General features: G+C 71.3%; 23 protein-coding genes and 1 pseudogene. 6 read left to right on the top strand and 18 right to left on the bottom strand.

All coding sequences use genetic code 11. The features are described from left to right. Positions 1 to 374: 374 nt before the first annotated feature. Positions 375 to 2045: pseudogene (gene ctaD, locus ACFYZB_RS08140) on the top strand (cytochrome c oxidase subunit I); the annotation flags it as partial. On the opposite strand, the gene ACFYZB_RS08135 reads toward ctaD, so the two are convergent. Together ACFYZB_RS08135 and ACFYZB_RS08130 are read right to left on the bottom strand one after the other, a co-directional pair. Then, a complete protein-coding gene (locus ACFYZB_RS08135) occupies positions 1948 to 2997 on the bottom strand; it encodes a helix-turn-helix transcriptional regulator (RefSeq protein WP_388755745.1) in 1050 nt (349 codons plus the stop codon). The pseudogene ctaD and the gene ACFYZB_RS08135 overlap by 98 nt on opposite strands. Positions 2998 to 3074: 77 nt before the next feature. Next, a complete protein-coding gene (locus ACFYZB_RS08130) occupies positions 3075 to 3746 on the bottom strand; it encodes a transglycosylase family protein (protein WP_388755742.1) in 672 nt (223 codons plus the stop codon). A 539-nt stretch (positions 3747 to 4285) separates the two neighbouring features. On the opposite strand from ACFYZB_RS08130, the gene ACFYZB_RS08125 reads away from it, so the two are divergent. After that, entirely contained in the window at positions 4286 to 5071 is a 786-nt protein-coding gene (locus tag ACFYZB_RS08125; protein ID WP_388755739.1) for a hypothetical protein, read from the top strand. Between the two features lie 72 nt (positions 5072 to 5143). After that, entirely contained in the window at positions 5144 to 5542 is a 399-nt protein-coding gene (locus ACFYZB_RS08120) for a hypothetical protein (RefSeq protein WP_351206873.1), read from the top strand. Positions 5543 to 5604: 62 nt separating this feature from the next. Here ACFYZB_RS08120 and der read toward each other — a convergent pair whose 3' ends face one another. The 5 genes from der to aroH form a co-directional block, all read right to left on the bottom strand. Next, positions 5605 to 7089, bottom strand: coding sequence for a ribosome biogenesis GTPase Der (gene der / locus ACFYZB_RS08115; RefSeq protein WP_356314180.1), 1485 nt, complete (start codon positions 7087 to 7089; stop codon positions 5605 to 5607). A gap of 92 nt (positions 7090 to 7181) precedes the next feature. Continuing rightward, on the bottom strand, positions 7182 to 7769 hold the full coding sequence (locus ACFYZB_RS08110; RefSeq protein ID WP_388756509.1) for a lysophospholipid acyltransferase family protein: 588 nt from the start codon (positions 7767 to 7769) through the stop codon (positions 7182 to 7184). 53 nt (positions 7770 to 7822) lie between these two features. Beyond that, positions 7823 to 8518 carry a (d)CMP kinase gene (gene cmk / locus ACFYZB_RS08105; protein WP_351206877.1) on the bottom strand — a complete coding sequence of 232 codons (696 nt, stop codon included), beginning with the start codon at positions 8516 to 8518 and terminating at the stop codon, positions 7823 to 7825. A gap of 105 nt (positions 8519 to 8623) precedes the next feature. Next, entirely contained in the window at positions 8624 to 9709 is a 1086-nt protein-coding gene (locus ACFYZB_RS08100; RefSeq protein WP_351206879.1) for a prephenate dehydrogenase, read from the bottom strand. Continuing rightward, the gene (aroH, locus tag ACFYZB_RS08095; protein WP_351206881.1) at positions 9706 to 10068 is read right to left on the bottom strand and encodes a chorismate mutase; all 363 of its coding nucleotides are present in this window, start codon (positions 10066 to 10068) and stop codon (positions 9706 to 9708) included. Before aroH ends, ACFYZB_RS08100 begins: the two co-directional genes overlap by 4 nt. A 147-nt stretch (positions 10069 to 10215) precedes the next feature. Between aroH and ACFYZB_RS08090 the strand changes: the two genes are divergently transcribed. Both ACFYZB_RS08090 and ACFYZB_RS08085 read left to right on the top strand, forming a co-directional pair. Further along, positions 10216 to 10602 carry a Rieske (2Fe-2S) protein gene (locus ACFYZB_RS08090; protein ID WP_388755734.1) on the top strand — a complete coding sequence of 129 codons (387 nt, stop codon included), beginning with the start codon at positions 10216 to 10218 and terminating at the stop codon, positions 10600 to 10602. 22 nt (positions 10603 to 10624) lie between these two features. Continuing rightward, on the top strand, positions 10625 to 11338 hold the full coding sequence (locus tag ACFYZB_RS08085; RefSeq protein WP_388755731.1) for a DNA polymerase beta superfamily protein: 714 nt from the start codon (positions 10625 to 10627) through the stop codon (positions 11336 to 11338). Between the two features lie 91 nt (positions 11339 to 11429). On the opposite strand, the gene ACFYZB_RS08080 is transcribed toward ACFYZB_RS08085, so the two are convergent. The 11 genes from ACFYZB_RS08080 to ACFYZB_RS08030 all read right to left on the bottom strand — a co-directional run bounded on the left by ACFYZB_RS08080 (position 11430) and on the right by ACFYZB_RS08030 (position 24014). Continuing rightward, positions 11430 to 12179, bottom strand: coding sequence for a DNA polymerase beta superfamily protein (locus ACFYZB_RS08080; protein WP_388755728.1), 750 nt, complete (start codon positions 12177 to 12179; stop codon positions 11430 to 11432). A 4-nt stretch (positions 12180 to 12183) separates the two neighbouring features. Then, on the bottom strand, positions 12184 to 13191 hold the full coding sequence (locus tag ACFYZB_RS08075; protein ID WP_388755725.1) for an ADP-ribosylglycohydrolase family protein: 1008 nt from the start codon (positions 13189 to 13191) through the stop codon (positions 12184 to 12186). Between the two features lie 78 nt (positions 13192 to 13269). Continuing rightward, entirely contained in the window at positions 13270 to 14331 is a 1062-nt protein-coding gene (locus ACFYZB_RS08070; protein ID WP_351206891.1) for a pseudouridine synthase, read from the bottom strand. 12 nt (positions 14332 to 14343) lie between these two features. Next, positions 14344 to 14991 carry an SMC-Scp complex subunit ScpB gene (gene scpB, locus ACFYZB_RS08065; protein ID WP_388755722.1) on the bottom strand — a complete coding sequence of 216 codons (648 nt, stop codon included), beginning with the start codon at positions 14989 to 14991 and terminating at the stop codon, positions 14344 to 14346. Next, positions 14988 to 16049 (bottom strand): segregation and condensation protein A, encoded by a 1062-nt coding sequence (locus ACFYZB_RS08060; RefSeq protein ID WP_388755719.1) that lies wholly within the window; start codon positions 16047 to 16049, stop codon positions 14988 to 14990. Before ACFYZB_RS08060 ends, scpB begins: the two co-directional genes overlap by 4 nt. A gap of 18 nt (positions 16050 to 16067) precedes the next feature. After that, positions 16068 to 16628, bottom strand: coding sequence for a hypothetical protein (locus ACFYZB_RS08055; RefSeq protein ID WP_351206897.1), 561 nt, complete (start codon positions 16626 to 16628; stop codon positions 16068 to 16070). Next, the gene (locus ACFYZB_RS08050) at positions 16613 to 17746 is read right to left on the bottom strand and encodes a ParA family protein (RefSeq protein WP_388755715.1); all 1134 of its coding nucleotides are present in this window, start codon (positions 17744 to 17746) and stop codon (positions 16613 to 16615) included. The genes ACFYZB_RS08055 and ACFYZB_RS08050 overlap by 16 nt, the downstream gene beginning before the upstream one ends. Before the next feature lie 379 nt (positions 17747 to 18125). After that, complete coding sequence (ald, locus tag ACFYZB_RS08045) at positions 18126 to 19241, bottom strand: alanine dehydrogenase (RefSeq protein WP_388756506.1); 1116 nt, start codon at positions 19239 to 19241, stop codon at positions 18126 to 18128. Positions 19242 to 19389: 148 nt separating this feature from the next. After that, the gene (locus ACFYZB_RS08040) at positions 19390 to 21456 is read right to left on the bottom strand and encodes a tetratricopeptide repeat protein (protein WP_388755712.1); all 2067 of its coding nucleotides are present in this window, start codon (positions 21454 to 21456) and stop codon (positions 19390 to 19392) included. 180 nt (positions 21457 to 21636) lie between these two features. After that, entirely contained in the window at positions 21637 to 22263 is a 627-nt protein-coding gene (locus tag ACFYZB_RS08035; RefSeq protein WP_388755709.1) for an NUDIX domain-containing protein, read from the bottom strand. A gap of 83 nt (positions 22264 to 22346) precedes the next feature. After that, the gene (locus ACFYZB_RS08030) at positions 22347 to 24014 is read right to left on the bottom strand and encodes a CTP synthase (protein ID WP_388756503.1); all 1668 of its coding nucleotides are present in this window, start codon (positions 24012 to 24014) and stop codon (positions 22347 to 22349) included. 581 nt (positions 24015 to 24595) lie between these two features. Here ACFYZB_RS08030 and ACFYZB_RS08025 point away from each other — a divergent pair. Continuing rightward, the gene (locus ACFYZB_RS08025; RefSeq protein WP_351206955.1) at positions 24596 to 26398 is read left to right on the top strand and encodes a glycoside hydrolase family 15 protein; all 1803 of its coding nucleotides are present in this window, start codon (positions 24596 to 24598) and stop codon (positions 26396 to 26398) included. The last annotated feature ends 34 nt before the right edge of the window (positions 26399 to 26432 follow it).

Raw genomic sequence — 26432 nt, 5'->3', positions numbered from 1 at the left:
TCTGTCACAGCCGCAGGGTCGCGTATCCCTCGCCGCGTCATTAGCCGCTGCCGCAGCGGGCGTCACACGTACGAGGGTTTCCGCGGGGCCCGCCGGGGCAATCGAACAGAATTCACGCGCCCCTGATCACCGCGTCGAATTACCCGGTGGAAAGTTCCCCCGCCGAGATCCCGGCAGCGTCCGGAGATGTCATTCCCCGGGCAATCGGGCAGCGATGCCACGGCAGCTGACGCCGCATAGGAATTTCACGACTTCAGCACATAACCATCGCACGCACCCTGTCGGAGCGGGCGGCACCGCGAGCATCATGGCGCCGGTCCGTGGGTACGCGGACCGCGGGCCCGGGCGCGGCGATGCGAAGGGGCGGGCGAGCGATGGAGACAGAGACCGCAGGGACGACGGCAAGGCCGGTGCGCGGCAGGAGCCGGGCCGGCCGGGTGGTGGTCGACTGGCTCACCACCACCGACCACAAGAAGATCGGGCATCTGTACCTGATCACGGCGTTCGGCTTCTTCCTGGCCGGCGGGGTCATGGCGCTGCTGATGCGCGCCGAACTGGCCCGGCCGGGACTGCAGATCATGAGCAGCGAGGAGTACAACCAGCTCTTCACGCTGCACGGCACGATCATGCTGCTGCTCTTCGCGACCCCGAGCTTCGCGGGCTTCGCCAACGAGCTGATGCCGTTGCAGATAGGCGCTCCGGACGTGGCGTTCCCGCGGCTGAACATGCTGTCGTACTGGCTGTTCACGTTCGGCGGGCTGATCGTGCTGGGCTCGCTGCTCACCCCGGACGGCCCGGCCGACTTCGGCTGGTTCGCCTACGCGCCCCTCAACAACTCCCTGCACTCGCCCGGCGTCGGCCCCGACCTGTGGATCATGGGGCTGGCACTGTCCGGCTTCGGGACGATCCTCGGCGCGGTCAACTTCATCACCACGATCGTCGGGATGCGCGCGCCGGGCATGACGATGTTCCGGATGCCGATCTTCACCTGGAACACGCTGTTCACGTCGATCCTGATCCTGCTGGCGTTCCCGGTGCTGGCGGCGGCGCTGCTGGTGCTGGAGGCGGACCGGCGGTTCGGCTCGCAGGTGTTCGAGGCCGCGAACGGCGGGGCGCTGCTGTGGCAGCACCTGTTCTGGTTCTTCGGGCACCCCGAGGTGTACATCATCGCGCTGCCGTTCTTCGGGATCATCACGGAGATCATCCCGGTGTTCAGCCGCAAGCCGGTCTTCGGCTACCTGACGCTGGTCGCCGCGACGATGGCGATCACCGGGCTGTCGGTCGTGGTGTGGGCGCACCATATGTTCGCCACGGGTGCGGTGTTGCTGCCGTTCTTCTCCTTCATGTCGTTCCTGATCGCGGTGCCGACCGGCGTGAAGTTCTTCAACTGGACCGGGACGATGCTGGGCGGCTCGCTGTCCTTCGAGACGCCGATGCTGTGGGCGACGGGATTCCTGGTGACGTTCCTGTTCGGCGGCCTGACCGGGGTGATCCTGGCGTCCCCGCCGCTGGACTTCCACGTCACGGACTCGTACTTCGTCGTCGCGCACTTCCACTACGTCGTGTTCGGCACGGTCGTCTTCGCGGTGTTCGGCGGCTTCTACTTCTGGTGGCCCAAGTTCACCGGGAAGATGCTGGACGAGAGGCTCGGCAAGATCCAGTTCTGGACCTTGTTCGTCGGCTTCCACACCACCTTCTTGGTGCAGCACTGGCTGGGCGCCGAGGGCATGCCGCGCCGGTACGCCGACTATCTGGCGGCCGACGGCTTCACCGCGCTCAACACCGTCTCGTCGATCGGCTCGTTCCTGCTGGGCCTGTCGACGCTGCCGTTCCTCTACAACGTCTGGAAGACCGCCAGGTACGGCGAGAAGGTCGAGGCCGACGACCCCTGGGGCTACGGCCGCTCGCTGGAGTGGGCGACCTCCTGCCCGCCGCCCCGGCACAACTTCAACGCGCTGCCCCGGATCCGCTCGGAGTCCCCGGCGTTCGACCTGCATCACCCGGAGTACGCGCAGAAGGAGCCGGAGCCGCACCCCGCGCCAGAGCCGCATCGAGCCGGTCCCGGAGCCTGACGATCTCCTCGGTCAGCTCGGCGGGCTCGAGCACCTCGAAGGGGAAGCCGGTCATCAGGATGTGAATGACCATCACCTCCAGGTTCGGCGCTCCGCTGCGCAGGATGCAGGCGTCCTCCCCGTCGGCCTCCAGCGTCCCCGCCGACGGCGAGATCCGCTCGGCGGCCTCGTGCAGCGGAACCAGCAGCCGTACGGCGGAGTGCGTGGCGTACGCGCGCGTGGAGACCCCCTTCGAGACATAGTCGGCCAGGTCCTCGGCGGGCGGCTCGCGCGGGGTGAACCGGGGCCCGTGCGGTGGCCTGGGGGTGATGCGGTCGACGCGGAAGGTCCGCCAGTCCGCCCGGTCGACGTCCCAGGCGACCAGGTACCAGCGGCGCTCGGTGCACACCAGCCGGTGCGGCTCCACGGTACGGCGGCCGGCCGCGCCGTCGTGCGTGCGGTACTCGAACCGCAGCCGCTCGGCGTCCCGGCACAGGTGCGCGAGTTCGGTGAGCAGCGCGGGGTCGACCGGCGACACCGGCGGGCCGCTTCTCATCATGGGCACGGTGAAGGCGCCCAGGGCGCTCACCCGGTGGCGCAGCCGGCCCGGCAGCACCTGCTCCAGCTTGGCGAGGGCGCGTACGGAGGTCTCGCCGATGCCCTCGATGCCCTGCCCGGCGGCGGTCCGCAGACCGACGGCCACGGCCACGGCCTCGTCGTCGTCCAGCAGCAGCGGCGGGAGCTGGGCGCCCGCACCCAGCTGGTAGCCGCCGCCGGTGCCGGGGCTGGCGTTGACCGGGTAGCCCAGCTCGCGCAGCCGGTCCACGTCGCGGCGGACCGTGCGCGTCGTGACGCCGAGCCGGTCGGCGAGCTCGGCGCCAGACCACTCGCGGTGGGCCTGGAGCAGCGAGAGCAGGCGCAGCAGACGTGCCGAGGTCTCCAACATGGGGCCGAGTCTGTCAGGGAACGCGGACAGCCGCTGTCCTCGACGGGCAGCGGCTGTTCTGCGCGGGTGCGCGGTGCTCAGAGCGCGAGGCGCTGGCCGGGCACGATCAGGTTGGGGTCGTCGCCGATGACCTTCTTGTTGGCGGCGTAGACCCGCTGCCAGGTGGTCCCGTGCCGCTCGGCGATGGCGCTCAGGGTGTCGCCCTCGCGGACGGTGTAGTCACCCGTGCCGCGGGACTCACTGCGGTTGGTGTGGCCGCTCGGGCGCTCCGGCGTCTTCGCCGGGGCGGACTTCGTCGTCACGCTGCTCTCCGGGGCCGCCGTACCGGAGGAGCCGGTGTGTGCCGCCGCGGGAGCGGCGCCAAAGGCTCCGGCGCGGCCGGAGCAGACCGGCCAGGCGCCCCAGCCCTGGGCCTGCTGGACCTTGGTGGCGACGGCGATCTGGGCGCTCCTGGAGGCCTGGTCGGCCGTCGGGGCGTAGGCGGTGCCGCCGTACGCGCGCCAGGTGCCGGCGGAGAACTGCAGCCCGCCGTAGTAGCCGTTGCCGGTGTTGATGTGCCAGTTGCCGCCGCTCTCGCACTGGGCGATGCGGTCCCACACTCCGTCGTCCGCCGCGGCGGCGTTGCCGGTGGCGGCCAGCAGTCCCAGCGGGGCCAGCAGCGCGGCTCCGGCCAGCGCTGCCGCCGTACGGCCCTTGCGGGCACCCTCGGGACGGGCGGTGTTGCGGGTGGTATCGGCACACTCGGACATGTAATTCCCTCTCCACGAACCCGGGCTCCCCCGGGCGGAGCACGCCTCGCCGCGCAGGACCGCGGTTGCTCGTGCCCGCCCCGTCCGGGCGACCGGTGCCGGCGTTCGTGCTCTGCCGGTGCCGGGCGTCGGACGTACCCGAGCGGTGCTCGTTGCACACGGCGGAGGAATGTAGGGAGGACGAGCCGTCGGAATCAACCAACTCCCCGTCATGCGAGGCCAGTTGCGGGTTACCGCGAGTATCGGCGATTTTCGGACACCCACTACATTCGCTGATTTCCTGATTTGTCGACCAGTGACCGAAGCGATCTGTGACCCACTTCACCCCTTCAAGTTCCTTGACTTGGCGACGAGTTGACCGGGAGTAGCGCATTCCGGACGGTTGGTGACCGTGTGCGCCGGTTGGTTCGAACCGGTTGTCGCCGGGGCGTGACTCCCACCACAGGACGTCCGTTGTCTTCTTCATGAGCCCGGAACCCCGGAACTCAGCGGCCGGGAGCCACCCGGCCGACCCCAGCACGCATCCCGAGGGAGCCACCGTGCCGCGCATGCTCGACGTCAGTGACGCCGTACGCGCCGAGATCGGCGACGAAGAAGCCGACCGGCTGCTCGCCGGAGAGAACGCCCCGGGCAGTTACGACTGCACGTCCTGCCGCACCCCGGGCGACTCCGAGCAGGAGCGCACCAGCACCGTTCTGTTCGTCGGCGACGAGACCGCCGTCCTCGCCTTCGCCCACGCCAGCTGTCTGCCCTCGCAGGTCGTCCAGGTCACCGAGGAGCAGCTGCAGGGCGCGGTCCGGTCCATCGGTGGCATCGCCGCCGGGGCGGGCGAGCCGCAGCAGGCCGTGCCCGAGCAGGCGGTCCTCGGCGTGACCAGCGGACTCGTCCTGATCGAGGGCGAACTGCACCCCGCGCTCGTGGTCGAGCCGACCTCGCCGATCGTGCGTCCGGGCTCCACCGGGGCCGGTGACGACTTCCTTCCGCTGCTCATCGAGCAGGGGTTCATGCCGCTGACCGAGCTGGCGTCCGTGCCGCCGGTGCTGCACGGCTGGTCGGTGCTGCTCGCCGTGGGCCAGCTGCACGCGGTGCTGCAGCCCTCGGCGCACGGCGGGCAGCCGGTCGCCTGGTGGCAGGCGCATCAGCCGCTGCAGGTGACGGACAGCTGGCGGGCCGCCGCCAACAAGCACCAGCAGGTGCTGATGTTCGCGGCGCCGGTGGGGTCCATCGGCCGGCAGCCGCGGGAGGACCTGCTGCGTGAGTCCCTCGACAAGGCGGCGGCGCAGGGGAAGCTGGTCGCCGCGGCGCTTCCTCTCGCGGGTACGTGATGAGGTGCCCCGTGCCCCCAAAGGCATGCCGCACAACCGCATCTCTTTAGGGATGCGGTCGTTTGGACATACGTGCACGCATACGACACTCCCCCTCCCCGCCGGTCCGCCTTCGTCTCTGTTCCGTCTGCCCGGTTGGCGCAGGACGGGGGCGGTGGTGCCTCGGCCACGCCGATCTACGACTCGCTCTACGCGGAGTGGGTGAAGACCTTCCGTACGCTGCCGGGCGACCGGAGCGGGGAGGAAGGGCTGAGGTTCTGCCCCTTCGGGAGCCTGCCGGACCGTACTGGCTCCTACGGGGGTCACCGGGCCGGGTCGTTCAGCAGCTCGTACAGCGCCTACAGCGCGGGTGCGTACAGCGCGCGGCAGCAGTCGCAGTGGCAGCGGGTGAGCTCGCTGGGGCGGCAGCAGGACACCGGGATGCAGCACGTTCCGGCGGCCCTGCCGCCGGGGCCGCGCCGGGGCATGTGAGCGGCGTACGGTGAAGGGCGGCCCCTGGATCTCCAGGAGCCGCCCTTCGTGTCGTACCGCCGTTACTTCTTCTTCGCGCCGCGCTTCTCGCGCACCCGCACCGAGATGTGGATCGGGGTGCCCTCGAAGCCGAACTCCTCGCGCAGGCGGCGCTCGATGAAGCGCCGGTAGCCCGCCTCGATGAAGCCGGAGGCGAAGAGGACGAACCGCGGGGGCTTGGTGCCGGCCTGGGTGCCGAAGAGGATGCGCGGCTGCTTGCCGCCCCGGATCGGGTGCGGGTGGGCCGAGACCAGCTCGCCCAGGAAGGCGTTCAGGCGGCCGGTGGGGACCCTGGTCTCCCAGCCGGCCAGGGCGGTCTCGATGGCCGGGACCAGCTTCTCCATGTGGCGTCCGGTGCGGGCCGAGACGTTCACGCGCGGGGCCCAGGCGACCTGGCCCAGCTCGGTCTCGATCTCGCGCTCCAGGTAGTAGCGGCGCTCCTCGTCGAGGGTGTCCCACTTGTTGTAGGCGATGACCACCGCGCGGCCCGCCTCGACGGCCATGGTGACGATCCGCTGGTCCTGCACGGAGATGTTCTCGGAGGCGTCGATCAGGATGACGGCGACCTCCGCCTTCTCCACCGCGGCCGCCGTACGCAGGGACGCGTAGTAGTCGGCGCCCTGCTGGAGGTGGACGCGCTTGCGGATGCCCGCCGTGTCGACGAACTTCCAGGTCACGCCGCCCAGTTCGATCAGCTCGTCGACCGGGTCGCGGGTGGTGCCCGCCAGTTCGTTGACGACGACGCGCTCCTCCCCCGCCACCTTGTTCAGCAGGGAGGACTTGCCGACGTTCGGGCGGCCGATCAGGGCGATCCGGCGCGGGCCGCCGATGCCGGCCCCGCCGAAGGTCTCGCGCGGAGCGTCCGGCAGCACCTCGAGCACGGCGTCCAGCATGTCGCCGGTGCCGCGGCCGTGCAGTGCGGAGACCGGGTGCGGCTCGCCGAGGCCGAGGCTCCACAGGTAGGCCGCGTCCGCTTCACCGCTCGGGCCGTCGACCTTGTTGGCGCACAGCACGACGGGCTTGCCGGCCTTGCGCAGCAGCCGGACCACGGCCTCGTCGGTGTCGGTCGCGCCGACCTTGGCGTCCACGACGAAGACGACCGCGTCGGCCGCCTCGATCGCGTACTCGGCCTGGGCGGCCACGGAGGCGTCGATGCCGAGGACGTCCTGCTCCCAGCCGCCGGTGTCGACGACCTTGAAGCGGCGGCCGGCCCATTCGGCCTCGTAGGTGACGCGGTCGCGGGTGACGCCCGGCTTGTCCTCGACGACCGCCTCGCGGCGGCCGATGATCCGGTTGACCAGGGTCGACTTGCCGACATTGGGGCGGCCGACGACGGCGAGCACGGGCAGCGGACCGTGGCCCGCCGCCTCGATGGCGCCCTCGACGTCCTCGATGTCGAAGCCCTCTTCCGCGGCGAGCTCCATGAACTCCGCGTACTCGGCGTCGCCGAGAGCCCCGTGGTCGTACTCGTGCTCAGCCGAGTCGCCGGGCTGGATGTCGTCGTTCATGTAGTCCGTACCTCGTCGTTCATCGTGGTGATCGGTGGAGCAGGTCCCGACGGGGTGCACCCTCGTGGGCTGATCCACTACTCAAGTGTCGCCTAGCGCCCGGTCAGGCGCCTGGCGTTTTCCAGGTGGCTGGTGAGCTGCTTCTGGATGCGCTCGGTCGCCTCGTCCAGCGCCCTGCGCGTACGCCGCCCGCTGCCGTCGCCCGCGTCGAAGGGGTCGCCGAAGACGACGTCGATGCGGGAACGCAGGGGCGGGAGTCCCTTTATCAACCGTCCGCGCTTGCCGGAACTTCCCAGTACGGCGACGGGCACGATCGGCGCCCCGCTGCGTACGGCGAAGTAGGCGAGCCCGGCGCGCAGCGAGGCGAAGTCGCCCTCGCCCCGGGTGCCCTCCGGGAAGATGCCCAGCACTCCCCCGGCCTCCAGCACGCCGAGGGCCTGGGTGATCGCGGTGCGGTCGGCGGCGGCGCGGTCCACCTTCAGCTGGCCGATGCCGGTCAGGAAGGGGTCCAGCGGGCCGATGAACGCCTCCTTCTTGATCAGGAAGTGCGTCGGCCGGGGTGCCACGCCCATGACCATGGGGCCGTCGACGTTGTGGGAGTGGTTCACGGCGAAGATCACCGGGCCGCTCGCGGGCACCTTCCAGGCGCCGAGCACGCGCGGCCTGAACAGCCCGTGCATCAGGCCGACGCCGATGCGCCGGCCGACCTCGGCGCCCCTCTCGGAAGGCAGGTTCACTTGCCGGCCCGCTTCTCCTCGACCAGGGTGACGACGCACTCGATGACCTGGGCGAGGGTGAGCTCGGTGGTGTCCACCTCGACCGCGTCATCGGCCTTGGCGAGGGGCGAGGTCTTGCGGGAGGAGTCGGCCGCGTCCCGCTTGATCAGGGCCTCGCGGGTGGCGTGGATGTCGGCGCCCTTCAGCTCGCCGCTGCGGCGGGCCGCGCGGGCCTCCGGGGAGGCGGTGAGGAAGATCTTCAGGCCGGCGTCCGGGAGGACGGTCGTACCGATGTCACGGCCCTCGACCACGATGCCGTTCTCCGCGCCCGAGGCGATCGAGCGCTGCAGCTCGGTGATCCGGGAGCGCACCTCGGGCACCGCGCTGACCGCGCTGACCTTGGAGGTGACCTCCTGGGTGCGGATCGGTCCGGCCACGTCGACGCCGTCGACCGTGATGGTCGGGGCGGCCGGGTCGGTGCCGGAGACGATCTCCGGCTTGCCCGCGACGGCGGCGATGGCGGTGGGGTCCTCCAGGTCGATGCCGTTGTTCACCATCCACCAGGTGATCGCCCGGTACTGGGCGCCGGTGTCCAGGTAGCTCAGGCCGAGCTGTGCGGCGACGGCCTTCGACGTGCTCGACTTGCCCGTGCCGGAGGGGCCGTCGATCGCGACGATCACGGGCTTGGCGGTCGGGGCGGCGCCGTTTTCCACGGAGGGACACCTTCCTGGTGCGGTGTGGGCGGGGTGCGGGGAGCGAGAGCGCCCTGCACAAGGTTACCGGGCGCGGGTCACTCGTCCGGACGCCTGTGGACCGCCCTACTGCCGCAGCGCCCAGCCCCGCTCCCGCAGCGCCTCCTTCAGCACCGCCACGGCCTTCGGCTCGACCATGAGCTGCACCAGACCCGCCTGCTGTCCGGTCGCGTGCTCGATCCGTACGTCCTCGATGTTGACCCCGGCCCGTCCCGCGTCGGCGAAGATGCGGGCCAGCTGCCCGGGCTGGTCGTCGATGAGCACGGCCACGACCTCGTAGACCCGCGGCGCGGACCCGTGCTTGCCGGGCACCCGCACCTGACCCGCGTTCCCGCGGCGCAGCACGTCCTCGATGCCGGCGGTGCCCTCGCGCCGCTTGGCCTCGTCGGAGGACTGCAGGGCGCGCAGCGCCTCGACGGTCTCGCCCAGGTCGGCGGCGACGTCGGAGAGCAGGTCGGCGACCGGGCCCGGGTTCGCGGACAGGATGTCGATCCACATGCGGGGGTCGGAGGCGGCGATCCGGGTCACGTCCCGGATGCCCTGCCCGCACAGCCGTACGGCGGCCTCCTCGGCGTTCTCCAGGCGCGCGGCGACCATGCTGGACACCAGGTGGGGCATGTGGGAGACGAGGGCCACGGCGCGGTCGTGGGCGTCGGCGTCCATGACGACCGGGACCGCCCGGCAGTGCGAGACCAGCTCCAGGGCGAGGTTCAGCACCTCGGTGTCGGTGTCCCGGGTCGGGGTGAGCACCCAGGGCCGGCCCTCGAAGAGGTCGCCGGTCGCGGCCAGCGGGCCGGACTTCTCCCGGCCGGACATGGGGTGGCTGCCCAGGTACGCCGACAGGTCCAGGCCGAGCGCCTGAAGCTCGCGGCGCGGGCCGCCCTTGACGCTGGCCACGTCGACGTAGCCGCGGGCCACCCCGCGGCGCATGGCGTCGGCGAGGACACCGGCCACATGGGCGGGCGGGGCGGCGACGATCGCCAGGTCGACCGGGCCCTCGGGGGCCTCGTCGGTGCCGGCGCCCAGCGCGGCGGCCGTACGGGCCTGTTCGGGGTCGTGGTCGGCGAGGTGGACGGTGACGCCGCGCTGGACCAGGGCCAGGGCGGCGGAGGTGCCGATGAGGCCGGTGCCGATGACGAGTGCGGTTCTCACTGGGCGATGTCCTTGCGCAGGGCGGCCGCGGCGCCGAGGTAGACGTGGTTGATCTCGGAGCGGTGCTTGTCCGACTCGATGTGCGCGAGCAGTCGTACGACCCGGGGCATGGCGCCCTCGATGGCCAGTTCCTGGGCGCAGATCAGCGGTACGTCGACGATGCCGAGCTTGCGGGCCGCGGCGGCCGGGAAGTCGCTGTGCAGGTCGGGCGTGGCCGTGAACCAGATGCTGATCAGGTCGTCGGCGGTCAGCCCGTTCCGCTCCAGGACCGCGGTGAGCAGGGCTCCGACCTGCTCGTCCATGTGCCCGGCCTCGTCCCGCTCGAGTTGGACGGCCCCCCGGACCGCTCGTACCGCCACGGCGCTGCTCCCTGCTGACATGCGGATCTTTTCTTGGTCCGTCCAGCGTAGTCAGCACGCGCGGACCAAGCGCACGGCGCCCGACCGCTGAGACGATGCGGTGCATCCGGTATTCACCGATTTCGACGTGTTGTACGGAGGAACGGCATGGCTGAGGGCGCGACGCGGCGCACGGTTCTGGCGACGGGCGCGGCGGCGGTCGTCGCACCCGTCGCGGCATGCGGCGGCAACGCCGACGGAAGCAGTGGCGGGGGTCTGGGCAAGACCAGTGACATCCCGGAGGGCGGCGGCAAGATCTTCAAGGACCAGAAGGTGGTGGTCACCCAGCCGAAGAAGGGCGACTTCAAGGCCTTCTCGGCGATCTGCACGCACCTGGGCTGCACGGTGAGCAGGGTCGCGAACGGCACGATCGACTGTCCCTGTCACGGCAGCAAGTTCCACATCGCCGACGGCTCGGTGGCCCACGGCCCGGCGAAGAGGCCACTGCCACCGAAGTCGATCAAGGTGCAGGGAAATTCGATCAAACTGGCGTGAGGGGTCGGCGTACGCTCCGGGCATGCAGCCCGAGACCCTGGTCCGCGACCACACCGTCTACGCCTGTGTCATGGGTTCCCGGGCCTTCGGTCTGGCGACGGACACGAGCGACACCGACCGGCGGGGTGTGTTCCTCGCCCCCACCCCCTTGTTCTGGCGGTTCGAGAAGCCGCCGACGCATGTGGAGGGGCCGGGCGAGGAACAGTTCTCCTGGGAGCTGGAGCGGTTCTGCGAGCTGGCGCTGCGCGGCAACCCGAACATCCTGGAGTGCCTGCACTCGCCGCTGGTGGAGCAGGTGGACGACACCGGACGGGAGCTGCTGTCGCTGCGCGGGGCCTTCCTCTCCCGCCGGGCCTACGACACCTTCACCCGCTACGCCCTCGGCCAGCGCAGGAAGCTCGACGCCGACGTCCGCATGACGGGCGCCCCGCGCTGGAAGCACGCCATGCACCTGCTGCGCCTGCTGATGAGCGCCCGGGACCTGCTGCGCACCGGCGAGCTGCGGATCGACGTCGGCGACCAGCGGGAGCCGCTCCTCGCGGTGAAGCGGGGCGAGGTCCCCTGGGCCGAGGCCGAGAGGTGGATGACCCGCCTGGGCGCGGAGACGGAACAGGCCCTGCACCACACCCCGCTGCCGCCGGAGCCGGACCAGGCACGCGTGGCCGACTTCCTGTTCCGCACCCGCCGGGCCTCCGCACAGGCCTCGCACGGCACCACGGCGCCCGCCCTGCGCTGACCGCAACTCCCGGCGCGTACGGCGGCCCCCGCGGCAGCGGACCGGAGGGGCGGCCGGCACCGGCCCGGAACCGGACGGCCCGCGCCCCGTCTCACCCCGCCAGGCGGACGCGGACCACGAAGTCGTGGAGGGCGTCGTACGCGCCGGGCGCGTCGGGCAGGGCCGAGGTGGCCTGGGCCTCGTCGAGGACGGCGTGCAACCGCTCCACGTCGGCCTCCACGCGGGCGTGCTCGACGGCGGCCGCCCCGTGCTCGCGCTCGCTCTTGGCCGCTATCAGCTCGGGCAGATAGCCGGGGGCGCCGGGCTGCTCCAGGAGCGTGGGCAGGTGGGCCTGCACCTCTCCGCTGCGCATGAGGTGGATGCCGGTGAGCAGTACCCGGAACGTGTAGAGCAGCGGCTTGAGTTCGCCGGTCTTCTCGAACAGCCGCCACTGGGTCACCGCGAACCCCCGGTAGTGGTGGGCGTGGTGGCTGGTGAGGACGCCGGGGGCGAGCGCGGCCAGCTCGCGGTGCGCGTCCCCGGTGTGCACGACCAGCGGCGAGAGCAGCTGTTCCAGCACATAGCCGTTGCGGCGCAGCATCAGCCGTACGAACTTGCGCAGATCGTGGGTGACGAGGTCCAGTTCGACGCCGTAGCGCACCCAGGCCCGGGAGCGGGTCTCCTCCGGCTCGCGCAGCCCGACCAGGTCGGCCGCCGGGAGCAGATGGACGCCCCGCAGGTCCACGTCCGAGTCCTGCGAGGGGAAGCCGTACAGATGGGCTCCGGAGACGGTCGCGAACAGCAGGGGGTCGGGCTGTTCCGCGACCACGGGTTTCAGGTCGATGTCGAGGTCGTCGATCATGGGCCTAAGCGTCCCAGAGTGCTCCCAGGGCCAACAGGTCGCCCCGGTACTCGATCCGCTCGGCCCAGTCGGCCGGCCAGGCCTCCGCGCCGAGCCAGGCGCCCGCGAAGGCGCCGGTGAGGCAGGCGATGGAGTCGGAGTCGCCCGAGGTGCAGGCGGCCCGGCGCAGGGCGGTGACGGGCTCGTCGGGGAAGAGCAGGAAGCACAGCAGCCCGGTGGCGAGGGCCTCCTCGGCGATCCAGCCCTCGCCGGTGGCCAGGCACGGGTCGGTCTCCGGGGAGACGGTCCGCACGGCCTCCTGGAGCCGGTCGAGGATCGCCAGGCACTCGTCCCAGCCGCGCGCGATGAAGTGCTCGGGGGTGGGGTCCTGGGAGCGGGTCCACAGGTCGCCGAGCCAGGTGTGGTCGTAGTGGGTGCGGTGGTCGAGGGCGTACGAGCGCAGTTGTCCGACCAGTCCGGTCGGGTCGGTGCCCCGGGCGAGCAGGTGGACGGCCCGGGCGGTGAGGTCGGAGGCGGCGAGCGCGGTGGGGTGGCCGTGGGTGAGCGCGGACTGCAACTGGGCGGCGCCGGCGCGCTGTTCGTCGCTCAGACCGGGGGCGAGGCCGACGGGGGCGACCCGCATGTTGGCGCCGCAGCCCTTGGAGTCGATCTGGCTGGCGTGCTGCCAGGCGCGGCCCTCCTCCTTCAGCAGGCCACAAGCGGTCAGGCAGGTGTGGCCCGGGGCGCGGTTGTTCTCCGGCGAGTGGTACCAGTCCACGAACTCCTCGCGCAGCGGCCGCTCCAGCCGCAGCGGGGCGAGGTACCCGCGCTCCATGGCCGTCCTGAGCCCGCGCCCGACGGCCAGGGTCATCTGGGTGTCGTCGGACACCCGGGCGCGCTGCGGCAGCTCCATCCGGCGCCAAGGCCCGAACATCGTGTGGATCAGCGGCACGGTCTTGAACTCGGTCGGGAACCCCAGGGCGTCCCCGAGGGCGAGGCCCAGGAGTGCCCCGGTGGCGGCGCGCTTGGACATAGGATCACCATCCCCCTTTATCGTCACCCTGACAATAAAGGGAGACGGTGATCACCGCAAGCCGTTCGGGCGATCGACTCAGAGGTCGACTTCCTTCATCAGCATTCCGACCTCGGTGTTCGACAGGCGGCGCAGCCAGCCCGACTTCTGGTCGCCGAGGGTGATCGGGCCGAAGGAGGTGCGCACCAGCTTCTCCACGGGGAAGCCGGCCTCGGCCAGCATGCGCCGCACGATGTGCTTGCGGCCCTCGTGCAGGGTCACCTCGACCAGGTAGTTCTTGCCGGTCTGCTCCACGACCCGGAAGTGGTCCGCGCGGGCGTAGCCGTCCTCCAGCTGGATGCCGTCCTTCAGGCGCTTGCCCAGGTCGCGCGGGATCGGGCCGACGATCGCCGCGAGGTAGGTCTTCTTCACGCCGTACTTGGGGTGGGTCAGCCGGTGCGCCAGCTCACCGTGGTTGGTGAGCAGGATGACGCCCTCGGTCTCGGTGTCCAGCCGGCCGACGTGGAACAGCCGCGTCTCGCGGTTGGTGACGTAGTCCCCGAGGCACTGCCGCCCCTCCGGGTCCTCCATGGTGGACACCACGCCCGCCGGCTTGTTCAGCGAGAAGAACTGGTACGACTGCGTCGCGACGGTCAGGCCGTCGACCTTGACCTCGTCCTTCTCCGGGTCGACCCGGCGGCCCTGCTCCAGGACGATCTCGCCGTTGACCTCCACCCGCGCCTGCTCGATCAGCTCCTCGCAGGCCCGCCGCGAGCCGTAGCCGGCGCGCGCGAGGACCTTCTGCAGCCGCTCGCCCTCCTGCTCGGCGCCCGGGAAGGTCTTGGGCAGCTTGATGTCCTTCTTCCCGGCGTAGCGCTCCCGGTTGCGCTCCTCGACCCGCGTCTCGTACTCACGCGAGCGCGCGGGGGCCGTACGGCCGCCCTGCTGGGGCTTCTTCGGGCCGCCCTTGGCTCCCCCGCGGGCGGCACCGCCGCGTCCGGACTTCGGGCCGTCCTGGGAGGCGCCGGGACCCACGTCGTAGCGGCGCTCCTCGGGGCGGGGCTTGCGGGGACGGCCCTGCCCCTGCTTCTGGTCCCTGTCGTTGCCGGCGCCGCGGTAGTTACCGCGCCCGCCGCTCTTGCCGCTGCCGCTGCTTCGCATCAAAGTTCCGTCTTAGTCGTCTGCGTCCTGACCGCCGGGCGCGTCGGGCGCGTCCGGGTCGAACGACGGGACCCCCTCCTGGGTCTCGGCCTCGATCGCCTCCGCCTCCGGGAGGAAGGGCGCGAGTTCCGGAAGCTCGTCCAGGCCACGCAGGCCCATCCGCTCCAGGAAGTAGTTCGTCGTCCTGTACAGGATCGCACCTGTTTCGGGTTCCGTGCCCGCCTCCTCGACCAGACCGCGCTGCAGGAGGGTGCGCATCACACCGTCACAGTTGACTCCGCGTACGGCGGAGACGCGGCTGCGGCTGACCGGCTGGCGGTAGGCGACGACCGCGAGGGTCTCCAGGGCGGCCTGGGTGAGCCGGGCGGTCTGGCCGTCCAGGACGAGCCGCTCGACGGCCGGGGCGTAGTCGGCGCGGGTGTAGAAGCGCCAGCCGCCCGCGACGAACCGCAGCTCGAAGCCGCGGCCCTGCACGGTGTACTCGTCGGCCAGCTCCCGCAGCGCGTCCGAGACCTGCCGTTTCGGCCGCTCCAGCAGCTTGGCCAGGTGCTCCTCGGTAGCGGGCTCGTCCACGACCATGAGCATCGCCTCCAGGGCGGGCTTGAGGTCGAGGTCGGCTACGCCGCGCAGCCCCGGGGGGAGCTCGGTGGTCTCACTCATGCCTTCTTCTCCTCCTCGGGCTGCTCGGGCGGCCGGTCGAACTCGTCGGTGACCATGGGCGCCGTGTCGGTGTCTCCGCCGGTCCAGCGCACGAGCAGGTCCCCGAGCGCGGTCTCCTGCTCCAGGGCGACGGCCTTCTCGCGGTAGAGCTCCAGCAGGGCGAGGAACCGGGCCACGACGGTGAGCGTGTCGTCGGTGTCCTCGACCAGCGCCCGGAAGCTGGCCTCGCCCAGCTCCCTCAGCCGCGCGACCACGATTCCCGCCTGCTCCTGCACGCTGACGAGCGGGGCGTGGATGTGGTCGACGTACACCTGCGGTTTGGGCTTGGGCTGCATCGCCTTGACCGCGAGCCTGGCGAAGCCCTCGGGGCCGATGCTGATGACGACCTCGGGCAGCAGCTCGGCGTGGTGCGGCTCCAGGCCCACGGTACGGGGCCGGCACCGGGCCTCCTCGTCGAGCCGCTGGTTGAAGATGTCCGCGACCTGTTTGTACGCCCGGTACTGCAGCAGCCGTGCGAACAGCAGGTCCCGCGCCTCCAGCAGCGCCAGGTCGGCCTCGTCCTCGACCTCGGCGGCGGGCAGCAGCCGGGCCGCCTTCAGGTCGAGCAGCGTGGCGGCCACGACGAGGAACTCGGTCGTCTGGTCCAGGTCCCAGTCGGGGCCCATGGCCCGGATGTGCGCCATGAACTCGTCGGTGACCTTGGACAGGGCCACCTCGGTGACGTCCAGCTTGTGCTTGGAGATCAGCTGGAGGAGCAGGTCGAAGGGCCCTTCGAAGTTGGCGAGCCGGACCTTGAAGACGCCGTCGCGGGGCTCTTCGGGTGCGGGGGGCGCTTCAGGTTCCGGACGTGGCGCCGGGACGGCCTCGGGAACGGGCCCGGGTCCGGCAGCGGGCTCAGGCCCGGGAGCGGGCTCGGGTCCGGCAGCGGGCTCAGGCTCGGGAGCGGGCTCGGGTGGTTCGGGTTCCGCGGCAGGTACGACCCCCGGCCCCCGCCCCAGCGCACGCCGGCGGCCGGCAGCGGGGCCGGAGGCAGGGGCGGGAACGTCGGACGAGGTCATGGCCCCCGCAGGCTACCGCTACCGCCCCCGCAGCCGGCGTACGAGGATGCTCGCGTCCCCGCGGGACTCCAGGTCGGCCAGGACCACGGCCACCGCCTCGCGGACGATCCGCCCGCGGTCGACCGCGAGCCCGTGCTCACCGCGGAGCACCAGACGGGCGTGCTCGAGGTCCATCAGCTCCTCGGCCGACACATACACGGTGATCTTCTCGTCGTGGCGCTCGCGCCCACTGGGCCGCCGTGTCGCCGACCGGCCCCGCTTCCGCGGCTGCGCGGCCGCGGCGGGTCCGCCGGAGCCTTCCTGCGCCGCCTGGCGGCGCGGCGGGCGGCTGCGGGACTCGCCGGCCCCGTCCGGCTCGGCCTCCGCCGCGACATGCTCCGCGCCCTCGCCGTCACCGCCCTGGACCGGCACCGCCTGCGGTGCGTCCTCGGCGGCGGCCACGTCGTCGCTCTCCCCTGCGGGAGCCGGCACACGGGCCTCACCGTTGGCCGAGCGCCGGGGAGTCGACGGCTGAAGCGCCGTCCCCCCTGTCGTACGGAAGAGTTCGTCGGCCCCGGGCAGACTCACTCGGCGTGACACCGGGCGAGCACCTCCCTGGCGAGCTGGCGGTAGGCGGCGGCACCGACGGAGTTGGAGGCGTAGGTGGTGATGGGCTCACCGGCGACCGTGGTCTCCGGGAACCGGACCGTGCGTCCGATCACCGTGTGGTAGACGTGGTCGTCGAACGCCTCGACCACGCGGGCCAGGACCTCACGGCTGTGCACCGTGCGCGAGTCGTACATCGTGGCGAGGATGCCGTCCAGTTCGAGCTCGGGGTTGAGCCGCTCCTGGACCTTCTCGATGGTCTCGGTCAGCAGGGCCACACCGCGCAGGGCGAAGAACTCGCACTCCAGCGGCACGATCACCTTGTGAGCGGCCGTGAGGGCGTTGACGGTGAGCAGGCCGAGCGAGGGCTGACAGTCGATCACGATGTAGTCGTAGTCGGGCATCAGCGGCTTCAGGGCGCGCTGCAGGGTCGACTCGCGCGCCACCTCCGACACCAACTGGACCTCTGCCGCCGACAGGTCGATGTTGCTGGGCAGCAGGTCCATGTTGGGGACCGCCGTCTTCAGCAGGACCTCGTCCGCGGACATGCCCCGCTCCATGAGCAGGTTGTAGACCGTCAGGTCGAGTTCCATCGGGTTGACACCGAGACCCACCGACAGCGCGCCCTGCGGGTCGAAGTCCACGAGCAGCACGCGCCGGCCGTACTCCGCGAGCGCGGCACCCAGGTTGATGGTCGACGTGGTCTTGCCGACGCCGCCCTTCTGGTTGCACATCGCGATGATCTTCGCGGGGCCGTGGTCGGTCAGCGGGCCGGGGATCGGGAAGTACGGCAGCGGGCGTCCGGTCGGACCGACGCGCTCGCGGCGCTGGCGGGCCGCGTCGGGCGCGAGCGTGGCTGCGTACTCCGGATCGGGCTCGTACTCGGCGTCGGGGTCGTAGAAGTGCCCCTCGGGCAGTTCGTCGTAGTCGGCGAATTGGTTGTGGGGCGCGCCACTTCCGTCGCCGGCCATGGCGTTCACGTGATGGCCATCCATGCTCTGGTGTGCTGTCCCGGCCGCCTGCGGACCGGAACTCTGGTGGGCTGCGAAGGTGCGCACAGCTACGGAGCCGACAGCCTCGAATCCCGCGGGGCCCTGGCCCCGTGCAGGCATTCCTGGTTGACCACCCCCGGGAGAAAATGTCGACTCATTCACAAGTCGTCTTACCTCCTTGGTGACCAGGAAACTTCTAGACAAGGTCAGCGTGGCACCATGCCGACGGTTGGCGACTCTATGGCGTGTCGGCGGTCCGCAGCAACACAATCCGCCGGACCCGGCAGGATGTGTCGGCAATGAAACATCTCGCTGTCAAGGGCGTACGGCCGTCGCACAGCAGGTTTCACCGGTGTACGAATCGGTCGAAGGGTTGCGTTCGAGGCGAGTTGGCCAAGAGTCGCCAAGTGACCATACACACATCCGGCCGGACCTTGTCGGGCAAGGTCCGGCCGGGTGCGCGCTGTTGACGAGTCGTGTTGACGAATCGCCTTTTGGGTCAGCCGAGGAGCGTCTCGAGCTCCACGTGCTCCAGGCCGTGGGCCTCGGCGACCTCCTTGTAAACGACCTTGCCGTCATGGGTGTTGAGACCCTTGGCGAGCGATGCATCGCGGCGCAGCGCCTCGACCCAGCCGTTGTTGGCGAGGGAGACGATGTACGGAAGCGTCGCGTTGGTGAGGGCGTTGGTGGAGGTGTTGGGCACCGCGCCGGGCATGTTGGCGACGCAGTAGAAGACCGAGTTGTGCACCGGGAAGGTCGGCTCGGCGTGCGTCGTCGGGCGGGAGTCCTCGAAGCAGCCGCCCTGGTCGATCGCGATGTCGACAAGGACACTTCCGGGCTTCATGCGGGCCACCAGCTCGTTGGTGACCAGCTTCGGGGCCTTGGCGCCCGGGATGAGGACCGCGCCGATGACGAGGTCGGCGTCGAGGACGGCCTTCTCCAGCTCGAAGGAGTTGGACATGATCGCCTTGACCTTCGTGCCGAAGATCTTGTCGGCCTCGCGCAGCTTGTTGATGTCGCGGTCCAGCAGGGTCACGTCGAAGCCCATGCCGACGGCGACCTGGGTGGCGTTCCAGCCGGAGACACCGCCGCCGATGACGACGGCCTTGGCCGGGGTCACGCCCGGGACGCCGCCGGGCAGCACGCCGCGGCCGCCGGCCGCGCGCATCAGGTGGTAGGCGCCGACCTGCGGGGCCAGCCGGCCCGCGACCTCGGACATCGGGGCGAGCAGCGGCAGCGCGCGGTTCGGCAGCTCGACGGTCTCGTAGGCGATGGCCGTGGTGCCGGACTCGATGAGCGCGTCCGTGCACTCCTTGGAGGCGGCCAGGTGCAGGTAGGTGAAGAGGATCTGGTCCTTGCGGAGGCGGTGGTACTCCTCCGCGATGGGCTCCTTGACCTTCAGCAGCAGGTCGGCGGCGGCCCACACCTCGTCGGCGGTGTCGAGGATCGCGGCACCGGCGGAGACGTACTCCTCGTCCGTGATGGAGGAGCCGAGGCCGGCGCCCCGCTCGATGACGACCTGGTGCCCGTTGCGCACCAGCTCGTGCACACCGGCGGGGGTGATGGCCACCCGGAACTCGTTGTTCTTGACCTCGCGGGGGATGCCGACCTTCACGTCGATCACGGTCCTTGGCTCAGAGGGTATGGGGGGTGCATTACATGACATACCCGGGCACGCAAGGGCACACCGGGAGACACCGCAGGAGAACGTGCGGCAGAGCCAGTTTAATGAAGGTGTTCTGCCTGTCTAGCCTTTCATTGCATCAATCTTCGATGGATGCACTACGGATTTCGCAGGCATTCGTGGCCTGTTCCACCCTTGTCCCGCCCTCCTGGCCCTCATCGTCCAGCATGCGCGCGGCCGCCGTGCGGTGCAGACGGGCGGCGGCCGCGTCGCCCAGGCGCTCCAGCGTGTCGGCGAGCCGGAGCTGCAGGGCGGCCTGCAACCGGACGTCGTCGGCGCGCCGCGCCCACTCCACCGCCTCGTGGCAGGTGCGCAGGGACTCCTCGAACCGTCCCGCGTACTCCTGCACCCGGGCCACCTCGCTCAACGCCCGCGCGTGGGCGGCGACATCGCCGGCCTTGCGGTAGCCGGCGACGGCGGCCCGCCAGTTCCGCAGGGCCTCGCCGTAGCGGCCCGCGTAGGTGTGGGCGGTGGCGATCCGGCCGTACAGCCGGGCGGCGTGCTCACGCTCGCCGCGGGCTTGCCGCTCGGCCAGGGCACGGCCGAACCAGTCCGCGGCCCGGTCGTGGTCCGCGAGCTCCTGGTAGGCACCACCTACGGATTCCATTGCGCGACCGGTCGCGTACGGGTCATTTGCTCTGCGTCCTGCGTCCAAAGCCGACCGATAGCGTGCCAGCGCGTCCCGGGTACGGCCGGTCTGCGCGTCCACGTCACCGAGGTTCAGCAGGGCCGCGGCCTGCTCCCGGGCCAGCCCGCGCCGCTCGGCGACATCGAGGACCAGGCTGTGCATCTCGTACAGGTCGGCAGCGGCGGCCCGGGTGCCGACGTGCGCCACCAAGGCCCTGACCAGCTGGGACGTCAGTCGCCGGGCGAGGGTGTCCAGCTCGCCGTCGGCCACCGCCAGACGCGCGCACGCCAGCAGCGCGGGGCGCCGGATGCGCAGCCAGTCGGCGGCCGCCCTGGGGTTCGGGAAACGCACCTCCGGAGCCATCGCGTTCAGCTTCTCCCGGGCCTGCGGGCTGTCCGTCTCGGTGATCGCCCGGCACGACTGCAGCAGCCGTACGGTCCGCTCCAGCATCCGGGCCCGGGCCAGCTGCAGCTCCGCGGGCCGCTCCTGGCCCTGGGCGCAGGCGTGCAGCAGGGGGTGCAGGCAGCCGGGGACCTCGTACTGGGGCAGGGGGGAGTCCACCGGGCGCAGCAGGCCGAGGGCGACGAGGTCGTCCAGGGTGGCGCGGGCGGCACTCACCGAGCAGCCGGCCAGGGCCGAGGCGGTGTGCGGGTCGATCAGCCCGGTCGGGGCGAGGGAGAGCAGGCGCAGTATCCGGGCGGCCGGGCCCGGCAACTCGCCGAGGACATGGCGGAAGACACGGGCCAGTGGGGAGACGTCCGGGCCGTCGTCCGCGGCCGTGTGCAGCCGTTTGGCGAGGTCGGAGACGGCGGCCTTGGGGCGGGCGGCGAGCCAGCCGCCCGCCAGGACCAGCGCGGCGGGGTGGCCCTGGCAGGCCTCGACCAGGCTCTCGGCGGAGCGCGGGTCGACCGTGATGCGGACCGTGCCGGCGTAGCGGGTGAGGAGTTCCACCGCCGACTTGGTGTCCAGGCCGCCCAGGGTGCAGGGGCGGACGTCCGCGATGCCGGTCAGCGGGCCGGAGGAGACGGCCACCACCAGGCAGTCCGGGGCCTCGGGGAGCAGTGCGTCGACCTGCTCGGCGCCGGCCGCGTCGTCCAGGAGCAGCAGGGCGCGCCGGCCGGCGAGGGCGGTGCGCAGCGCCTCGGTGAGGTCGTCCTCGGCGGCACCGGCCGGGGCGGGCAGCTCCAGCGCGGCGAGCAGGTCGCGGGCGGCGCGCCCGACGGGGACGGGGGTGCCGTCGGGCTCGCTGAGCCGGGCCCGCAGCACCCCGTCGGGGTAGCGGTCGGCAACCTGGCGTACGAGTTCCCCGGCGAGGGCGGTGCGGCCGGAGCCGGGGCGGCCCGCGATCAGGAGCACGCGCGCGCGTGGCGCCTTGCGGCCGGAGAGGGTGTCCAGACCCGCACGCTCGATGTCGGCGCGCAGCTCCTTCAACTCCCGTGTACGGCCCAGGAAATGGCTCTCCGCGCCCTCGTGACCCGAGAGCCGCACGCCGCCTGTGTCCACGACCTGATCCGTCACGGGCCACACTCCCGTCCCACCGCACGCGCAAGCCCGCCGGATGGTCCACTGCGGGCGTGAAGAGCCTAGTTCACGCTCTTGCAGGTGCCGTGAGGAGCGCGACGGGCAGGTCCCCCGATCGGATCAGGCGATCGTCACACCACTGCGCCGGACGAGTGGGCACGGGGCGGCGGGTGCGGCTCAGGACTGGAAGGGGCGGGCCGGCCACGGGGCGTCGGCGGGGCGGAGCGCGTCGAGGCCGTCGCCGCCACGCGCGGCCACCAGGGAGAGGACACCTACGACCAGGCAGTTGTTGTGCACATCGCCGGCCAGCACGCGGCGCACCAGCTCCTCGACCGGCACGCGCGCGTGCTCCATGTCGGTCTCCTCGTGCTCCGCCGCGAACCGCTCGCCCTCGGCCTCGGACAGATTCCGGGCGAGGAAGATCCGTACGGCCTCGTCGCAGCCGCCGGGCGTGGTGTAGACGTCGGTCAGCACCCGCCAGTCCTCGGCCTTGACGTGCGCCTCCTCGTACAGCTCGCGCTGGGCGGCGTGCAGCGGGTTCTCGCCGGGCACGTCGAGCAGGCCGGCCGGGATCTCCCACAGCTTGTGCCGCACCGGGTGGCGGTACTGGTTGATCAGCAGCACCCGGTCCTCCTCGTCGAGTGCGAGGACGGCGACCGAGCCGGGGTGGACCTGGTAGTCGCGGCGGGCCACCGAGCCGTCGGGCATGACCACGTCGTCCGTGCGGACGGAGGTCTTGTTGCCCGTGAAGGGGGTCTCCGTCGCCCGGATCTCCCACTCCTCGGCGGTGTCCTTGATCGTCATGCCCTGTCCTTCCCCACGTGCGCGAGCGGCCGGGACGCGATCGTTTTGAGTGCGCGCGCCCCGGCCACCGTACAACCCTTGTGTTACTTCGAGATCTTCCGCTCGACCGCGGCCTTCACCAGCCCGGCGAACAGCGGGTGCGGACGCGTCGGCCGCGAGCGCAGCTCGGGGTGCGCCTGCGTGGCGACGAGGTAGGGGTGGACGTCACGCGGGTACTCCACGTACTCCACGAGCTTGCCGTCCGGCGAGGTGCCCGAGAAGAGGATGCCGGCCTTCTTCTCCAGCTCCGCGCGGTAGGCGTTGTTGACCTCGTAGCGGTGGCGGTGCCGCTCCTCCACGTACTCCTTGCCGTCGTACACCTCGCGCACGATCGAGCCCTCGGCGAGCTTCGCCGGGTACATGCCGAGCCGCATGGTGCCGCCCATGTCGCCCTCACCGGCGACGATGTCCAGCTGCTCGGCCATGGTGGAGATGACCGGGTGGCCGGTGGCCGGGTCGAACTCGGTGGAGTTGGCGTCCGGGATGTCGGCGAGGCTGCGGGCGGCCTCGATCACGATGCACTGCAGGCCCAGGCAGAGGCCGAGCAGCGGGATCTTGTTCTCGCGGGCGAAGCGGATCGCGCCGACCTTGCCGAGCACACCGCGGTCGCCGAAGCCGCCCGGGATGCAGATGCCGTCGACGTCGCCGAGCTGGGCCTTGGCGCCGGCCGGGGTCTTGCAGTCGTCCGAGGTGACCCACTTGATCTTCACGCGGGCGCGGTTGGCGAAGCCGCCGGCCCGCAGCGCCTCGGTGACCGACAGGTAGGCGTCGGGCAGGTCGATGTACTTGCCGACCAGCGCGAGAGTGATCTCGTGGTCGGGGTTGTGGACGCGGTCCAGCAGGTCGTCCCAGGTGGTCCAGTCGACGTCACGGAACGGCAGGTCGAGCTTGCGCACGACGTAGGCGTCCAGGCCCTCGGAGTGCACGACCTTCGGGATGTCGTAGATCGAGCGGGCGTCGGGGCAGGCGACCACGGCGGCCTCGTCGACGTCGCACATCAGCGAGATCTTGCGCTTGATGGCGGTCGGCACCTCGCGGTCGCAGCGCAGCACGATCGCGTCGGGCTGGATGCCGATGTTGCGCAGCGCGGCGACGGAGTGCTGGGTCGGCTTGGTCTTCAGCTCGCCGGAGGGGCCGATGTACGGCAGCAGGGAGATGTGCACGACGAAGACGTTGTCCCGGCCGACCTCGTGGCGGACCTGGCGGACGGTCTCCAGGAACGGCAGCGACTCGATGTCGCCGACGGTGCCGCCGACCTCGGTGATGACGACGTCCACCTCGTCGGTGGCCATGCGCCGGATGCGGTGCTTGATCTCGTTGGTGATGTGCGGGATGACCTGCACCGTGTCGCCGAGGTACTCGCCGCGCCGCTCCTTGGCGATCACGGTCGAGTACACCTGGCCTGTAGTGACATTGGCGGTGCCGTCCAGGTCACGGTCGAGGAAGCGCTCGTAGTGTCCGATGTCCAGGTCGGTCTCGGCACCGTCGTTGGTGACGAACACCTCACCGTGCTGGAAGGGGTTCATCGTGCCCGGGTCCACGTTCAGGTACGGGTCGAGCTTCTGCATCACGACGCGCAGGCCGCGGGCCTTGAGCAGCATGCCCAGGCTGGAGGCGGTGAGGCCCTTGCCGAGCGAGGAGGCGACACCCCCGGTGACGAAGATGTGCTTGGTCGTCGTGGCTGTGCTCGATCGAAAAGAGGGCGGCGGCATGGCCAAGAGGGGGCTCCCGTGGTCGCTGTCTGTGAGGCGGTGCGGCTGCCGTCCCGGAGCCTTCCGGGGGTGCCGTCGCTGCGGTTCGGGGGACCCCTCTCTTCTGCTCTGGGGCCCACCGGTCCACGGGCTACCAGGGTATCAGCGCCTGGGACGGATGGCTTCCGGCCACGCTCCGCGCCCGCCCGGGTACGGGCGGCTCGCTCAGCCGGTGCCGGGCCGCGGGGACAGTGCAGGTCGCCACACATGTCAGCACAGGCACGCACAGGTCACACGGCTATCACCCGCTGCTCACCCATTCGGCCCACACGGGTTGCCCGGAGCGGGACGCAGATCATCTACGTGCGTCGTATCCTGCTCGGACACTCGCTGCCGAGCCCGGCCGGAACGACGGCACACCCCCGCCGGCATCACCCGGAAGACCTTGAGCGCGGCAGCTCGTTGAGCAAAGACTGTCGTATTGCCTCAGGGCTCGGCGGGCTGCTTTGCTTCACCGCTCAACGACGCATAACAACGACCCCTTGACCGCACTAGCGACAGCCCCCTGCGGGGGCGACGTGGCCGTTCGACTGGAGTTGCACGTGGCCGGGCGCATCGAAGACTACGCACTCATCGGAGACATGCAGACCGCTGCCCTGGTCTGCCGGGATGGCACGGTGGACTGGCTGTGCCTGCCCCGCTTCGACTCGCATGCCATCTTCGCCGGCCTGCTGGGCACCGAGGAGCACGGCTTCTGGCGGCTCGGCCCGGCCCACGCCGCCGACGCCGAGCCGCCCACGGCCGCCCGGCGGAGCTACCGCGGCGACTCGCTGATCCTGGAGTCGGAGTGGGACACCCCGCGCGGCACGGTGCGGGTGACCGACTTCATGCCCCCGCGTGAGGGCGCGCCCCAGCTGATCCGGATCGTGGAGGGCGTCACCGGCCGGGTGCCGATGCGCTCGGCGCTGCGGATGCGGTTCTCCTACGGCCGGGTCATCCCCTGGGTGCACAAGCACGAGGGACGTACGGTGGCGGTCGCCGGGCCGGACTCGGTGTGGTTCGACACGGAGGCCGAGACCTACGGGAAGTCGCTGACGACGTACGCCGACTTCACGGTCGCCCCGGGTGACCGGATCGCGTTCACCATCTCGTGGCAGCCCTCGCACAAGGAGCCGCCGCCGCTGCCGGAGCCGGAGGCCTCGCTGGTGGCGACCGAGGAGTTCTGGCGCGAGTGGGTCGAGCACTGCACGTACCACGGGCCGTACCGCGAGGCGGTGGTCCGCTCCCTGATCACCCTCAAGGCCCTGACGTACGCCCCCACGGGCGGCATCGTCGCGGCCCCGACGACCTCGCTGCCGGAGGACATCGGCGGGGTCCGCAACTGGGACTACCGCTACACCTGGCTGCGCGACGCGGCGATCACCCTGTCCTCCCTGCTGCGCACCGGCTACCGCGAGGAGGCCCGCGCCTGGCGCGAGTGGCTGCTGCGGGCGGTCGCCGGCGACCCGGACAACCTGCAGATCATGTACGGCATCGCCGGCGAGCGCGAACTGGGCGAGGCCGAGCTGGACTGGCTGCCGGGCTACGAGGCCTCGGCCCCGGTCCGGGTGGGCAACGGCGCCGCGCACCAGCTCCAGCTGGACGTGTACGGCGAGGTCACCGAGGCCCTGCACCTGGCGCACATGACGGGCCTGGCCCGCAACGACTACGCCTCCCTGCTCCAGCTGAAGCTGATCCGCTACCTCGAGGACCACTGGCAGGAGCCGGACGAGGGCATCTGGGAGGTGCGCGGCCCGCGCCGGCACTTCGTGCACTCCAAGGTGATGGCCTGGGTCGCGGTGGACCGCACCATCAAGCTGATCGAGTCCGGGGACGCGGACGGCCCGCTGGAGCGCTGGAAGGAACTGCGCGACGACATCCACCGGGACGTGTGCGAGAAGGGCTACGACAAGGAGCGCAACACCTTCACGCAGTCCTACGGCTCCCAGGAGCTGGACGCCTCGCTGCTGCTGATCCCGCAGATGGGCTTCCTGCCGCCGGACGACAAGCGGGTGATCGGCACGATCGAGGCGATCCAGCGCGAGCTGTCCACCCCGGACGGGTTCATCCTGCGCTACCCGACGGAGGGCGCCCACGCGGGCGTCGACGGCCTGCCCGGTGACGAGGGCGCCTTCCTGGCCTGCTCGTTCTGGATGGCGGACGACCTGGCGATGATCGGCCGGGTGGACGAGGCCCGCAAGCTGTTCGAGAGGCTCCTCGCGCTGCGCAACGACCTCGGCCTGCTGGCGGAGGAGTGGGACCCGCGCCTGCAGCGGCAGGTGGGCAACTTCCCGCAGGCGTTCAGCCACGTGCCGCTGATCGACACGGCACTGCGGCTGACGGCGTCCGGGGCGTACGGCGGTTAGCGGGCCCCTAGGCTGGAAGGTGACCCCTCCTGGA

It is taken from the genome of Streptomyces sp. NPDC001852 (genome assembly GCF_042891825.1).
GTDB lineage: Bacteria > Actinomycetota > Actinomycetes > Streptomycetales > Streptomycetaceae > Streptomyces.
Note: the sequence above shows the minus strand (reverse complement) of the source record. Positions and strands in the feature narration are given on the sequence as shown.